Here is a 14,797-nt window from a genome sequence, read left to right as displayed (position 1 = left end):
CTGAAAAAAACGTCAGGCCACAATGCCCTGCTCGCGCAGTGCCTGGATTTGCGTGGCAGTCAGGCCCATGCCACTGAGCACCGCATCGCTGTCTTGCCCCACACCCGGTGCGTTGCGGCGGTGGCCGCCGGGCGTGCGCGAGAGCTTGGGCACGATTCCGGGCACCATCAAATCGCTGCCATCGTGCATGCGCACAGTTTGCAACATGTCTCGCGCCAGGTAGTGCGGGTCCTGCACGATGTCGGCCACGGTGTAGATGCGCCCAGCCGGCACACTGGCGCGGTCCAGCGCGGCCAGCACCTCGTCCACCGTGAGCTGCGCGGTCCACTGCCCAATCACCCCATCGATTTCGGCCACACGGGCAACACGCCCTGTGTTGTCTTTCAGGGCCGGGTCTTGCGCCAAGTCGTCGCGGCCAATTTCGGCCATCAGGCGTTTGAAAATGCTGTCGCCGTTGCCCGCAATCAGGGCGTAACCACCGTCCTTGCAAAGGTAGGCGTTGCTCGGCGCAATGCCGGGCAAAGCGCTGCCCGCAGGGCCACGCACCGCACCAAAAGCGCTGTACTCGGGCAGCAGGCTTTCCATGCAGTTGAACATGGCCTCGTACAAAGCCACGTCAATCACTTGGCCCCGGCCCGAGTTCTTGCGCTCGTGCAAGGCCATCAAGATCCCGATCACGCCGTGCAAAGCCGCCAGCGTGTCGCCCAGGCTGATGCCCACACGCACCGGCACACGGCCCGGCTCGGCCGTGAGGTGGCGAATGCCGCCCATGGCCTCGCCCACCACGCCAAAACCCGGGCGGTCGCGGTAGGGGCCGGTCTGGCCGTAACCACTCACGCGCAGCATGATCAGGCGCGGGTTGAGGGCCAGCAAATCCTCAGGCCCCAAACCCCAGTTTTCCATCGCGCCGGGGCGGAAGTTTTCAATCAACACATCACTCTCGGCCGCCAGCTGGCGCACGATGTCCTGCGCGGCGGGCTGCTTGAGGTCCAGCGCCAAAGACTGTTTGTTGCGCGACTGCACCTGCCACCAGACCGAGGTGCCGTCCTTCATCAGGCGCCACTGTCGCAAAGGGTCGCCCGCGCCGGGCGGCTCGATCTTGACCACATCGGCGCCGAAATCGCCCAAGGTTTTGGCCGCAAAAGGGCCTGCGATCAGTTGGCCCAATTCGAGGACCTTGAGTCCGGCCAAGGGGCCGGTGTTGGGTAAAAAAGATGGGGCTGCGTTCATGGGCTCAAGTGTAGGCAATCGGGCACCCCAGTTGGCGAGCGACGTCTTGCGGGCTCATGCCCGATAAATCGCAACCTGGGGTTGTGCATGGCCTTGAACCACGCCACGGTACATGCCCTCTGTGTTGAAAGCCAACTTGTAATGGCCATGCCGGTCCAGCGCGATCACCCCGCCTCGACCACCTGTGGCGTCTAGTTTGTCGCGCATGGTGGCTTGGGTGGCCTTAGCCAAACTCAAGCGACCATAGGCCATGCGGGCCGCAATGTCGTGCGCCACCACACCGCGTATGAAGAACTCCCCCGCACCGGTGGCCGAAACGGCCGCCGTGTCGTCGCACGCGTAGGTGCCTGCGCCAATCAGGGGCGAATCACCCACGCGGCCAAACATTTTGTTGGTCATGCCGCCGGTGGATGTGGCTGCGGCCAGGTGGCCATGCGCGTCCAGCGCCACGGCCCCCACCGTGCCGAACTTGCGGTCCAGTGGGTCTGCCCCAGGGAGAGCTTGGTGGTGCTGCCCGTCGTGGTCCAGCATCACCTGGTTTTGGGCCAAAGCGGCTTGCAACTGCTGCCAGCGGTGCTCGGTGTGAAAGTAACCGGGCCCCTCCAGAGCCAGGCCCTGTGCTCGGGCAAAAGCCTCCGCCCCTTGGCCCAACAAAAACACATGTCCGCTGCGTTGCATGACCGCCTGAGCCGCCAAAATCGGGTTGCGCACCGCGACCACACCGGCCACAGCACCGGCCTGACCCGTGGCGCCGTCCATGACGGCAGCGTCCATCTCGTTGCGGCCCTCATGGGTGAACACCGAACCTTTTCCTGCATTGAACAAGGGACAGTCTTCCAACACGCAAACCGCCGCCACCGCCGCATCGAGAGCGGTACCGCCTTGCAACAGCAGTGACTGCCCTGCCCTCAGAGCCTGGCCCAAGGCATCGCGGTATTCACGCTCTTGCGCCGCGCTGAGGTCGACACGCGTCAAGGTGCCTGCGCCACCATGCACCAGCAAAGTCACCGGGGCCTGCATCTGCACCTCGTCAATCGTTCAAGTGGCAAGCGGCCTGGTGTTGCGTACCCACAGCTTTGAGCACAGGCTCTTCCACCTTGCAACGCTCGGTGGCCTTGGGGCAGCGGGGGTGAAAGTGGCAGCCACTGGGGCGGTTGACGGGGTTGGGCACATCGCCCGTGAGGACGATGCGTTGCTTTTTGGCCTTGGGGTCCGGAATGGGCACGGCTGAGAGCAAAGCTACGGTGTAGGGGTGCTTGGGGCGGGTGTACAAATCACGCGACGGGGCGATCTCAACCACGCGGCCCAGGTACATCACGGCCACCCGGTTGCTGATGTGTTCGACCACCGACAAATCGTGCGCGATGAACAAATAGGTCAGGCCCATTTTGGCCTGCAGGTCTTCCAGCAAGTTGATGACCTGCGCCTGAATCGACACATCGAGGGCCGACACCGGCTCGTCACACACAATCAGTTTGGGCGACACGGCCAAGGCACGGGCAATGCCGATGCGCTGGCGCTGGCCACCCGAAAACTCGTGTGGAAAGCGCCGCATGTGGTCAGCGTTCAGACCCACGGTTTCCAGCAAATCCACCACCCGGGCCTGGTATTCAGAGGGCGACTTGGTGAGCTTGTGGATGGTCAGGGCTTCGCCAATGATGGCCTCGACCGACATGCGCGGGTTGAGCGAGGCAAAGGGGTCCTGAAAAATGATCTGCATGTCACGCCGCACTTCGCGCAGCGCCTGCGGGTTCATGGCGGTGACGTCTTGCCCGTTGAAGCGGACCTCGCCCGCGCTGGGCTCGATCAGCCGCAAAATGCAGCGTCCAGTGGTGGACTTGCCGCAACCGGACTCGCCCACCATGCCCAGGGTCTCCCCCGCCGCAATGCTGAGCGACACACCATCCACAGCGTGCACACGGCCCACTTCACGGCTGAGCAGACCGCCTTTGATCGGGAAGTATTTGGTCAGGCCCTTGACCTGCAACAGGTCGGGCGCTTGGCTGGCCGCACCGGATGCGTGCGCAGCGGGGGACAAAGAATCAGTTTCTGAAGTCATGTCGCAAAGTGGCAAGCCACGCGGTGTCCGGGGGTCAATTCGCGCAACTCGGGCATCTCGGACGCACAACGGGCGTTGGCGAGCGGGCACCGGGGCGCAAAACGGCATCCGGGAGGTGGAAGGATCAACTTGGGCACAGAGCCGGGAATGGCGTGCAGGCGCTGCTTGTGCGCGCTGTCCAGGTCCAGGCGGGGAATGGAGCGGATCAGGCCTTGTGTGTAGGGATGGGCGGGTGCGCCAAACAAGTCCTCGACCGAGGCTTCTTCGACCACACGGCCCGCGTACATGACCACCACCCGCTGGCAGGTTTCGGCCACCACACCCATGGCATGGGTGATCAGCAAGATGGACATGCCCATCTGCGATTTGAGCCGGTCCATCAGGTCCAGAATCTGCGCCTGAATCGTCACATCCAGCGCCGTGGTGGGCTCGTCGGCAATCAACAATTTGGGCTTGCACGACAGGGCCATGGCGATCATCACGCGCTGGCGCATGCCACCTGAAAACTGGTGCGGGTAATCATGAACCCGTTGATCGGGTTTGGGAATATTCACCAGGCCCAGCATCTCGATGGCGCGGGCCTTGGCCTGCTTGGCGCTCAAGCCTTCGTGCAAGCGCAAGGATTCAGCAATTTGCTCGCCCACGGTCAAGACCGGATTGAGCGAGGTCATGGGCTCTTGGAACACCATGGCGATCTCTCGGGCACGGATCTTTTGCATAGCCGCCGAGTCGGCCTGCACCAGATCCTGCCCTTCAAACCAGATCTGGCCATGGGCAATGCGCCCCGGCGGCATGGCCAACAGCTTCATGATGGTCATGGCCGTGACGCTTTTGCCGCAACCGGACTCCCCCACCACACCCAGCGTCTCGCTGCGGTCGATGTGGAAACTCACCCCATCGACCGCATGCAAGACACCGTCATCGGTGTCAAAGTGCACCTGCAGATCCTGGACTTTCAACAACGCTTGGCTCATCCGTCAACCTCTTTAAAGCACGCGGCGCGGATCGTAGGCATCACGCAGACCGTCACCGATGTAGTTGATGGTCAACACGGTGATGAAAATCAACAAGCCTGGAAACAAGGCCCAGTGCGGCGCAACGTCCATGTTGTCCTTGGCGTCAAACAAAATGCGGCCCCAGGTCGGGATGTCGGGTGGAAAGCCCAAGCCCAAAAAGGACAATGTGGACTCGGCAATGATGGCCGCCGCCACGTCAATGGTGGCCGCCACAATCACCGGCCCCATGGCATTGGGCAAGATGTGCACCGTGACCTGTCGCCAGGGGCTGGCGCCCAAAGCACGCGCGGCTTCCACGAATTCCTTTTCGCGCAGCGACAGGAATTGGGCACGCACCAAGCGGGCCACTGGCATCCAGCGCAAACCACCAATCACCGCCACCACCAAAATGAACACCCCCATTTCGGTGCCCACCCATTTCTTAAGGGTGTCGTTGAACAGGTAAAAAATCAGCAACAGCAAAGGCAACTGGGGCAAAGACAAGAACAAATCGGTCAGCCACATGAGGAACACATCGACCGGGCCTTTGGACATGCCCGCCACCGCGCCCACCACCACCCCGACGGTGATGGCAATGAGCATCGCGGCCAACCCCACCGCCAGAGAAATGCGCCCGCCATACAACATGCGGGCCAGCAGGTCTTGCCCCAAATCGTCCGTGCCCAAAGGGTGCCGCCAGGAGGGCCCTTGCATGCGGGCCGTGAAGTCGATCTCGTTGATCGGCACACGCCAAATCCAGGGCCCCAACAGCACCGCCAAAATAATGAAGCCCAAAACGAAGGCGCACACCACTGCCAGCCGGTGACGTTTGAAACGTCGCCAAGCCTCGCGGCCTGGCGACACTGGCGCTCGGGGAGTGGGGGCCTTCTCAGGCAAAGGAGATACGGGGGTCAAGCCAGCCATACAAAATATCTGCAATGAGGTTGCACGCAATCACCAGCGCGGAGAAAACAAAGGTCACCGCCATCACCACCGGCGTGTCGTTGGCCAACATGGAACTGATGATCAAGGAGCCAATGCCTGGCACCCGGAAAATCTGCTCGGTCACGATGGCCCCACCAAAAATGGCGGGCATCTGCAGGGCCACCAAAGTGACCACCGGGATCATCGCGTTGCGCAGAACATGCTTGGTGATGACCACTTTTTCTGACAAGCCCTTGGAGCGCGCCGTGGTCACATAGTCCAAGCGAATCACATCGAGCACCGCCGACCGCACATAGCGCGTCCACGCACCCGCCTGGAACAAGCCCAACACGGCGACGGGCATGATCATTTGCTTGAAATGCTCCCAGAAAAAGCGCCAACCTGTTTCAGGGATATCGGCCCGGTAGACAAATGGCAACCAGTCCAGATGGATGCTGAAAAACAAAATCAGCAAGATGCCTGTGAAGAACGTGGGCAATGAAAACCCGATGAAGGCCAAGGTGCTCGCGATCTGGTCAAACAAGGAGTAAGGCCGAGTCGCGGCATAAACACCCACCGGAATGGCAATGCACAAGGCCAACAGTTGCGACGATCCAATCACCAGCAAGGTGACCGGGATGCGGTCCATGATCAGCGTCTCGACATTGATGCGGCTGATGAAGGAGTAACCCCAATCGCCTTGAACCATGGCCACAAGCCAGTTCCAGTAACGGACCATCAGGGGGTCGTCCAGGCCGAACTTTTCACGCAAGGACAAAGCCACCTCGGGCGGAATGTTCGGATTGGAGACCAGTTCCGAAAATGGATCGCCCGGGGCCATGGCCAGCACAGTGAACAGCAACAAACTGATGCCCAACAAACTGGGCACGGCGATCAGGAGTCGCCGCAAAACATAGTGAAACATGGATTAAACGTTTCGGTACCAGTCTTTGAGCATCCACAGGTCGTTGTCCCAGCCGCTTAAAGGCGCGACCAGGTTGTTCACGGCACCCGCAGTGCGCGGCCGGTAAACCACAGGAATGATGGCCACGTCATTGATGGGCATGTCGTTCATTTTGATGAACAAGGCGGCCCGTTTGACCGGGTCCATTTCAGACTGCGCCTCCAGGTAGGCTTTGTCGTACTCCGGGTTGCTGTAACGCGTGGAATTGCGTCCGAGCCACTTGTTGGCCTTGGTGGCAAACTGGTTGCTCAGGTACTGGTTCATGAACACCTCAGGGTCGGGCTGCGGCATGGTGGTGGTGAACATCTGGATGTCGCAAAAGAACTTGGTGTAAGTGTCCGGGTTGGCGGGGTCGGACGAAAAATACACCGAGGCCGGCACCGACTTCAGTTCCAAATCAATGCCCGCCCGTTGCGCCGCTTGCTTGATGATTTGCTGAGTCTTTTGGCGTGGGCCATTGATGGATGTCTGGAACACAAACTTGAGTTTTTTGCCACCTTTTTCGCGAATGCCATCTGAGCCTTTTTTCCAGCCAGCCGTCTCCAGCACCTGAATGGCTTTATCGATGTTGAACTCGAATTTGGTGTTTTTGGAAGCGAAGCGCTGGGGGTTGTTCAGGAAGTTGGCCGTGGCAATGCCGGTGCGTCCATAAATGAATTTCTGAATGCCCGCACGGTCTACCAACATGTTCAGGGCTTGGCGCACGGCCAGCTCTGACAGGATGGGGTGTTTGGAGCTGGGGTGGGCACGCTCACCGTCAATTTCGGTCCAGGGATCGGCCAAGTTGAGTTGAATGAACTCGATGTTGCCACCCAGGGTGATGTATGTTTTGCCCTTGCCGCCTTGTTCCAAGCGAAGCAACAACTCGTCTTCGACTTGCAAGTTCCAGGCGTAGTCGTACTCACCGGTTTGCAACACAGCGCGCGCCGCCGACACAGCGTCCCCGCCGCCCTTCATCTCGATGGTGTCAAAGTAGGGGCGATTGGCTTCGTGGTAATTGGTATTGATCACACCGCGCAACATGTCGCCCGGCTTGAAATCCAGGAATTTGTAGGGGCCAGTGCCCACGGGTTTGAGGTTGGCCGGTGCGTCGCGCGATGTGGCCCCTTTGAAGGCTCCAAAAACATGTTTCGGAATGATCATGCCAGCGGCACTGCAAAACGGGTCCGCCCAAAACGGCGAAGCCTTCTGGTACTCCACCCTGACCGTGTGGCTGTCGACCTTGGTCACTTTGATGTCTTTATAGGTGCCTGCGGTGTAAGCGGCAGTTGCCGGATCCAAAGCATATTCGTAGGTGAACACCACATCGTCAGCCGTGAATGGCCTGCCATCGTGCCACTGCACATTTCTCTTCAACTTCCAGGTGATGGTTTTACCGTCCCTGGAAACGCCACCGTTGGCGGAAGACGGCACTTCAGCGGCCAAAATGGGAATCATGTTGCCATCGCTGTCCCAGGCACCCAAGGGCTCATAAAAAATGCGCGAGCCTTCTTGGTCTTTGGTACCACTGGCAAAGTGAGGCTGCAGCAATGTGGGGCCCTGCCACCAGAGCAATTTCAATGGACCGCCGCCACCGCGTTTGGTGGGCTTATAGGCGGAAGCCGTTTGGGCCTGAGCCAGGCCAGAAGTCAACAGCATTTGAGCGGCCATCGGCACGGTCAATCCATACCCGAGCATGTTGCGAATGAAGTCCTTTCGGCTGATGACATTTTCCCGGACCTGTTCAATCAATCCGCGCACTGCTTTTTCATCCATGGTCGTCTCCTGATATGAAAGTTGAAAAAAAGCCACAAGGCTTGAACTACACGTTACCCCTAAATGTGTCGAACAGCATTAGGGTTATGCTTTAGATTCAATCAAAACAATCCATCAGGAGACAGCATGGCCTTCAAGAAAAGTTCCATCACTTTGCCCAGCATGACGCCTGGCACCCAACGCAACATTTCGGTGCTGCGATTTGGCAAAGCAGGGGCACGACCCAAGGTCTACATGCAAGCGGCCATCCATGCCAATGAAATGCCCGGCACCATGGCCTTGCACCACCTGATGCCCCTGCTCACCGAAGCCAACCAAAAAGGCTTGATTCAAGGTGAAATCATTTTGGTGCCCACGGTCAACCCGATTGGGCAAGCACAGTTGGTAGGTAACTCGCACGCGGGCCGCTACAACTTGCTGAGCTATGAAAACTTCAACCGCAACTGGATCGATCTGAGCGATGCCGTGGCCGCGCGCGTGGGCAACAAACTGGGCGCAGACGCCGATACCAACGTGCGCACCATCCGCAAAGCTGCCCAAGACAGCCTGAAAGCATTGAAGCCCTTGAACGAGTTGGGCACCTTGCGCGTTGAGGTGCAAAAACTCAGTTGCGATGCCGATTTTGTGCTGGACCTGCACTGCGATATTTATGCTGCCTTGCATTTGTTTGGCGCTAAAAACGATGTGGCCACAGGCACTTTGACATCTCTGGCGGCCGACCTGGGCGTTGAAGCCACGATGTACAACGACCCCTACCCCAAGGCCCTGACGTTTTCAGGCGTCAACAGTGTGCTGTGGGCACGACTGGCCGAGCAGTTCCCCCAAGCGAACATTCCACAAGCTTGCATGTCAGTGACGGTGGAGATGCGCAGTCAGCACGATGTGAGCGACGCATTGGGCCAGTCCGATGCGCAGAACCTGTACCGCTGGCTGGTGCGACAGGGTGTGGTCGGCGGCAAGGCCGCACCCCTCAAGAAATTGAAAACCGCGCCCGCCCCCATGAGCGGCATGGATGTGGGCTACAGCACCTGCACTGGCTTTTTGGTGTTCCATGTCAAGCCAGGTGCCAAGGTCAAAAAAGGGCAGGCCATTTGCGATGTGATCGATCCGGCCAACCCCCACGGCGCCAAAGGCCGAACCACCTTCACCAGCCAGACCGATGGCGTGCTGTTTTCAAGGCGTCTGGACGGTTATCTTTCTTGGCCCGGCCAGGTCATGTACCGCATTTGCGGCCCCCAACCCCTGCCCCACCGAATCGGGGCCACGGGCCTGGACGACTGATCGCCAAATTCATTCGGAGCAACCAGCGTTTCAATGCCCACAGGGGTGGGCATGATGCACCTGGACCCGAGGTGATTCCCCTCGTAGGAGCGGACTCTGGCCGCGAACATGGAACCTCAAGCGCATCGCGGTCGGAGACCGCTCTTACAAAACATCGGCCAGCGTGGCTGGCTCGTTCAAAAAGCGCTCTACCAGGCGCGTCCAATACGCCGCACCTACCGACAAATTGGCATCGTTGAAATCGTATTTGGCGTTGTGCAGCATGACGCTGTCCAGGCCATTGCCTAAACGCAAAAAACTGCCGGGCTTGTGCTGCAGGTAATACGCAAAGTCTTCGCTGCCCGTGACAGGTCCGAAGGGAAAAACCACCTGCTCAGGGCCCACCAATTCCTCGGCCACCTGACGCGCGAATTCGGTTTCTGCCTCGCTGTTGATCACCACCGGGTACCCTCGCTCGTACTCGATCTCCACCTCGCCGCCGTAGGAGCTGACCTGATCCCGCACCAAATGCGTGATGCGCTCTTGCAAGCGGTTACGCACCTCAGGGCTGAACGATCGGATGCTCAAGCCCAAGGTGGCGAACTCGGGGATCACGTTGGACGCCTGGCCAGCATGCACCGAGCCGATGGTCACCACCGCCGTCTGGGTCGGGTCGATGTTGCGCGAAACCACGGTTTGCAAAGCCATGATCAAACTGCCCGCGATCATCACCGGGTCCACCGCTTGGTGGGGCCGGGCCGCATGGCCGCCACGGCCAATGACCTTGATGCGGCAAGTGTCAGAGGCCGACATGAAAGCGCCCTTTCCAAACATGAAAGTGCCCTGCGCCGCCCCCGGGTGGTTGTGCATGCCAAATATCGCATCACACGGAAAACGTTCGAACAAACCATCGGCAATCATTTGCTGCGCGCCGCTGTTTTTGCCCGCCTCTTCGGCCGGTTGAAACACCAGGTGCACCGTGCCCTGAAACTGCCGCGTTTTGGCCAATTGCTGCGCTGCACCCATCAGCATGGCCGTGTGGCCATCGTGACCACAAGCGTGCATGGTGCCGGCATGGGCGCTGGCATAGGGTTTACCGGATTCTTCGTGGATTGGCAAAGCGTCCATATCGGCCCGCAAGGCGATGCCCCGGCCTGCGCCGTTTTGCAGTGTGGCCACCAGGCCATGCCCGCCCACATTGCGCGTGACGCAGTAGCCCCAGCCTTCTAGGCGATCGCCCACCCATTGCGCGGTGGATTTTTCCTGAAACGACAACTCCGGAAATTTGTGCAGGTGCTGGCGCGTTTCGCGCAGCGAGGGCTCGGCATCGAACAGGTCCGAGATTTGGCAAAAACAGGTGTAGCGTGCGTTCATTTCAGACTTTCAACGTGACAGCGCAGGCACAGCGCCCGAGCCCAGATCCCAATACAAACCGGTCATGACCGTCAAGGCCTCGCGCAACAATTCGGCCGGCAAATGCTCGTTGGGTGCGTGCTGCGAACAACCTGGGTAAGAGTGCGGCACCCAAATGGTTTTGAGGTCCAACACGTCGGTGAAGATGTCGTTGGGCAATGAGCCGCCCAGGTTGGGCAGCACCGCCGGTTTTTTACCCGTGGTGCTGGCCAGAGAATCTACCGCCCAGCGCACCCAGTCGTCGTCGGGGTCGATGCGGGTGGCCTTGAACAATTCGTCCCGCGCGGCTTTGACCTTCACCATCCCAAAACCGTGCCGGTCCAGGTGCCTGCGCAAGGCGGGCAGGATGTCATCCGGGTCAATGCCGACCACAAAGCGCAGCTGGCCACAAGCCCAGGCCCGCGCCGGAATAGCGTTGACCGGTGTGTCGGGGTTGCCGGTCTTGAAGGCCAGCACCTCAAATGAAGACCAACCAAACACGCGCTCGGCGGGGCTCAGGCCCGGCTGGCCCCATTCGGGCTCGATCACCGGCCCGTCGGCACCGCCATCCACCTCGCAATCGGCCAGCACACGGCGCACCGATGCGGGCAATTCGGCAGGTCGCCACTCGGGCACCAGAATTTCGCCCGTGGCTGACACCAGGCTGGCCAGCGCGTGCGCCATCTGAATGCCGGGGTTGGAAATCAGGCCACCCCAATTGCCCGAATGGTGCGCACCCGCACGCGCTTCGATCGACAACTCAAAATTGATGCAGCCGCGCGAGCCCAAAAAAATGGTGGGCCGGTCTGCACGCAGCCTTGGGCCGTCTGAGGCGATCAGCAAATCGGCTTGCATCAACTCCCGGTGCTCGGCGCACACATCGCGCAAACCCGGCGAGCCGGTTTCCTCGCCCATTTCGATCAGGTATTTGGCATTGAAGCCCAATCGCCCTCGCTCGGCCAAGACACAGGCCATGGCCTGCAGGTTCACACTGTGTTGGCCCTTGTTGTCGGCAATGCCCCGGCCGTACCAGCGCCCGGCTTGCTCGGTCAGCGACCAGGGCGACAAACCGCTTTTCCATTCCTTGTCCAAGCCCCGGATCACATCGCCGTGGCCGTAGCCCAGCGCGGTGGGCAAGGCCGGGTCTTCGATGCGCTCGGCCCACAAAAAAGGCGCTTTGGCCTTGGGGTGATGCAACAAACGGCAGGCAAAACCCATGGCTTCAAAGGCCGGTTGCATCTCTTGCGTCAGGTAAGCCTCCAACTGCTGGGCACGCTCGGGGTTTTGGCTCTCGGTGGGGGCGGCCACACGGCGGGCCAGGGTTTGCTGGAAATGGCCCTCGTCAAAATGGCGCTGGGCTCGGTCAATGGCGGCTTGTCGGCTCATGGGGTCTTTCCAAAGCCACGAAAGGTCGTGGCAGGTGAAGTCAACCACCAAGGTGCCAGCTCAGCGCCTGCAAGTCAAGCACCCATGTGATGGCCTGGCCCGCAGGTGACAGCCTGGCGTGACTTCAGCGCCTGCCAGTGCCCGATTGGCCCGGCTTGGCAAAGTCGGCATCCACCCAAGCCTGCGCGGTCTGGCGGTTGAATTTGAAGCCGGCATCCACCTTGACTTCAGCCAGCTCATCGCCGCCCTCGTCCTGCGCGCTCAGCACCGCATAGGGGTTGTCTTCGTCAGGCACGATGCGCAGCAGCACCGTGACACGGCTGTACTTGCCGTTCACGGTCACGCTCTGGTTGAGCTGGGCGTGCAGCTGCTGTTCGCTGCGGCGCACAAACTCGCTGGCGGTTTTGACCAGCGTGATGAAGGCCGTGCCGTCCAGCGGCTTGGGGTTCTTTTTGTCGCGGCCCATGGTCCAGGGCCCGACCAAGGCGGGCTCGGACTCACCCGTCTTGAACATGGCCACCGCCCAGCCATCGTCGTCCTCGTTCTTGATGACTTGAGCGGTCCAGTTTTCGTCTTGCCAAAGGCGGGCTTCTTGCAGCAGGGGGCTGTCGTGTGGGTCGTCGCTCATCGTGTGGGTCGTTCAAAAGTAAGTGCCGATCATGCCTCAAGGCTGCAAATGCAAAGCCAGCACGAGCACCTGAGCGGCCCCACGTTCGCGCAGCAGCGCCGCTGCCACTGTGGCAGCCCAACGGGTGCGCACTTGGGTAGCCACCAGCAGCACCGGACCTGCGGGCAGCGCGGCATCGGCAGCCAGGCGGATGGCCGACTCCAGGTGCGCCACCACGGGCGTGGAGGCGCTGTCATCGGGCGCGGGGCCGCCCTGCCAGCTGAACACATCGTGCAAAGGCAAACGGCCTTTTTGCGCAATGTGCGTCGCCAATTGCCGGTTGGCCGCCATGTTGGGCGTGGGCAGTGGCAACACACACACGGGCCGCGCAGGCCAGTTTTTGGCCCAACGGCCCAGCGTGGCCACAGCCCCGGACAGCAGCTCAGGCGGCACCTCGCCATGACCTGCCCCGCTGGTGGCCAGGCGCAAAGCCTGCAGCTCGGCCACCCAACCGGGGTCGTCGGCAAAGGCCACAGCACGGCCCGCATCAAAGCCCCGAATGCTCCCCTTGCGCCCCACCCCACCCGGCCAGCGTTTGCGCTGCTCGATGTCCACATCCATGCCGCGCAAAAAGTCCCTTGCGGCGATCAGTTTGTCGGCTGAAGGCGACAGCCCCGGAAACGGCAAATGCCCGGTACACACCGAGCATCGGCCACACGGCGCGGGCGCTGGATCGTCCAGCGCGGTCTGCAAATAGGCCATCAGACAGCCCTGGCCGTGTGCGTACTGGCGCATGATGCCCGCCTCTTGCTGACGCACCTGGGCCAGCGCGGTCCATTTGGCCGTGTCGTGCTCATACGGCACACCCGTGGCCTGCCACGCAGAGCCGTCTTTGTCCACCACGCCTTCGACCGCCAAAATTTTGAGCAGCGCTTCCAGCCGCCCCCGGCGCACGCCGGTGTCCGCCTCGATCTCGAGCAAGCTGCGCCCATCGCTGCCCAAGCTTTGCAACACCTTGGCGGCTGTCGCAGCATCTGGAATTGACGCGGTGGCAAAGTAATCCCAAATCCGCTCGTCGGCATCTGACGGCAACAACACTCCTTCGGCATGCGCCACCGCCCGGCCCGCACGCCCGACCTGCTGGTAATAGGCCACCGGGGTCGAGGGCGAGCCCACATGCACACAAAACCCCAGGTCCGGCTTGTCGTAACCCATGCCCAGCGCCGACGTGGCCACCACCGCCTTGACCTGGTTGTGGCGCAAACGCTCTTCCACTTGCAAACGCGTGTCGGCATCGGTTTGCCCGCTGTAGGCGTCCACCGCATGGCCGCAGCTGCGCAAAAAAGCCGTCAAGCGCTCGGCCTCGGCCACCGTGAGCACATACACAATGCCCGAGCCAGGCAATTGTTCGAGCGCATCGGCAATCCAGGCGTAGCGCTGCAAGGGCGACAAACCCGGCACCACCGACAAAGTGAGCGAAGTGCGGGCCAGCGTGCCGCGAAAGGTCACCGTGGAATCGCCCAACTGCTTGCCAATATCCAGCGTGACCCGCTCGTTGGCCGTGGCCGTGGTGGCCAACACGCTGGCCGTGGGCGTGGACAGCAGCGCCCGCGCCAGCCGCTGGTAATCGGGCCGGAAGTCAAACCCCCAGTCGCTGATGCAATGTGCTTCGTCGATCACGATCAAACCTACCCGGGCCAACAAAGCGCCCAGCCGCGCTGCAAAGCGCGGGTTGCCCAGCCGCTCGGGCGAGACCAGCAGCACGTCAATGGCGTCCTCGTCCAGCCGCTGAAACACCTTGTCCCAATCGTCGATGTTGGTGGAGTTCACCGTGGCCGCCTTGAGGCCCGCCCGCTCGGCGGCGCTGACCTGGTCGCGCATCAGTGCCAGCAAGGGCGACACCACCAAGGTGGGGCCAGCGCCTGTGCTGCGGATCGCGTGCGTGGCCGCCCAGTACACCGCCGACTTGCCCCATCCGGTGGCTTGCACCACCAACACGCGCGACGCCGGTTGCAGCACCGCATGCACCGCGTCCACTTGGTCGGCACGGGGCACTGCCCCCGGCCCGGCAAGGCGGGCCAGGATGGTGTGCATGTGCTGCTCGGCGAACTCGCGCTTAGGCGGCAATGGTCCTTGCGAGTGACTGGCTGTGTTCATGGGCTCCCTTGTTCGCCTTGGTTGGCGTTTGTACTGATGCCCCATTTTGCAACGCCTGGTGCCGCGAA

Annotated in this window: 12 protein-coding genes; 1 reads left to right on the top strand and 11 read right to left on the bottom strand. The window is 61.1% G+C overall.

Annotated features, from left to right (window positions below; translation table 11 throughout):
* Positions 1 to 12: 12 nt before the first annotated feature.
* From L63ED372_RS06135 to L63ED372_RS06105, 7 genes are read right to left on the bottom strand one after another with little or no spacing between them, the layout of a single operon-like run.
* A complete protein-coding gene (locus L63ED372_RS06135; protein WP_062404368.1) occupies positions 13 to 1,230 on the bottom strand; it encodes a CaiB/BaiF CoA transferase family protein in 1,218 nt (405 codons plus the stop codon).
* Between the two features lie 54 nt (positions 1,231 to 1,284).
* Positions 1,285 to 2,250, bottom strand: coding sequence for an isoaspartyl peptidase/L-asparaginase family protein (locus tag L63ED372_RS06130; protein ID WP_062404366.1), 966 nt, complete (start codon positions 2,248 to 2,250; stop codon positions 1,285 to 1,287).
* A 10-nt stretch (positions 2,251 to 2,260) separates the two neighbouring features.
* Positions 2,261 to 3,289 carry an ABC transporter ATP-binding protein gene (locus L63ED372_RS06125; protein ID WP_082431609.1) on the bottom strand — a complete coding sequence of 343 codons (1,029 nt, stop codon included), beginning with the start codon at positions 3,287 to 3,289 and terminating at the stop codon, positions 2,261 to 2,263.
* Entirely contained in the window at positions 3,286 to 4,263 is a 978-nt protein-coding gene (locus tag L63ED372_RS06120; RefSeq protein ID WP_062404364.1) for an ABC transporter ATP-binding protein, read from the bottom strand. Before L63ED372_RS06120 ends, L63ED372_RS06125 begins: the two co-directional genes overlap by 4 nt.
* 12 nt (positions 4,264 to 4,275) lie before the next feature.
* Positions 4,276 to 5,208 (bottom strand): ABC transporter permease, encoded by a 933-nt coding sequence (locus tag L63ED372_RS06115; protein WP_062404362.1) that lies wholly within the window; start codon positions 5,206 to 5,208, stop codon positions 4,276 to 4,278.
* Positions 5,174 to 6,133: an ABC transporter permease gene (locus L63ED372_RS06110; protein ID WP_062407727.1), complete on the bottom strand. Its 960-nt coding sequence runs from the start codon at positions 6,131 to 6,133 to the stop codon at positions 5,174 to 5,176. The genes L63ED372_RS06115 and L63ED372_RS06110 overlap by 35 nt, the downstream gene beginning before the upstream one ends.
* 3 nt (positions 6,134 to 6,136) lie before the next feature.
* Positions 6,137 to 7,927 carry a peptide ABC transporter substrate-binding protein gene (locus L63ED372_RS06105; RefSeq protein WP_062404360.1) on the bottom strand — a complete coding sequence of 597 codons (1,791 nt, stop codon included), beginning with the start codon at positions 7,925 to 7,927 and terminating at the stop codon, positions 6,137 to 6,139.
* A gap of 126 nt (positions 7,928 to 8,053) precedes the next feature.
* Between L63ED372_RS06105 and L63ED372_RS06100 the strand changes: the two genes are divergently transcribed.
* Entirely contained in the window at positions 8,054 to 9,208 is a 1,155-nt protein-coding gene (locus L63ED372_RS06100) for a succinylglutamate desuccinylase/aspartoacylase family protein (protein WP_062404358.1), read from the top strand.
* 144 nt (positions 9,209 to 9,352) lie between these two features.
* Here the strand turns inward: L63ED372_RS06100 and L63ED372_RS06095 are convergent, their stop codons facing one another.
* The 4 genes from L63ED372_RS06095 to L63ED372_RS06080 all read right to left on the bottom strand — a co-directional run bounded on the left by L63ED372_RS06095 (position 9,353) and on the right by L63ED372_RS06080 (position 14,729).
* Positions 9,353 to 10,561: a M20 aminoacylase family protein gene (locus L63ED372_RS06095; protein WP_062404356.1), complete on the bottom strand. Its 1,209-nt coding sequence runs from the start codon at positions 10,559 to 10,561 to the stop codon at positions 9,353 to 9,355.
* Between the two features lie 9 nt (positions 10,562 to 10,570).
* Positions 10,571 to 11,965: a M20 family metallopeptidase gene (locus L63ED372_RS06090; RefSeq protein ID WP_062404354.1), complete on the bottom strand. Its 1,395-nt coding sequence runs from the start codon at positions 11,963 to 11,965 to the stop codon at positions 10,571 to 10,573.
* 124 nt (positions 11,966 to 12,089) lie between these two features.
* Positions 12,090 to 12,593, bottom strand: coding sequence for a hypothetical protein (locus L63ED372_RS06085; protein ID WP_062404351.1), 504 nt, complete (start codon positions 12,591 to 12,593; stop codon positions 12,090 to 12,092).
* A gap of 36 nt (positions 12,594 to 12,629) precedes the next feature.
* Entirely contained in the window at positions 12,630 to 14,729 is a 2,100-nt protein-coding gene (locus L63ED372_RS06080) for a RecQ family ATP-dependent DNA helicase (RefSeq protein WP_231624579.1), read from the bottom strand.
* Positions 14,730 to 14,797 lie beyond the last annotated feature (68 nt).

Source organism: Limnohabitans sp. 63ED37-2 (genome assembly GCF_001412535.1).
Taxonomy (GTDB): Bacteria; Pseudomonadota; Gammaproteobacteria; order Burkholderiales; family Burkholderiaceae_C; genus Limnohabitans_A.
This window is presented reverse-complemented; position numbering and strand designations above follow the sequence as displayed.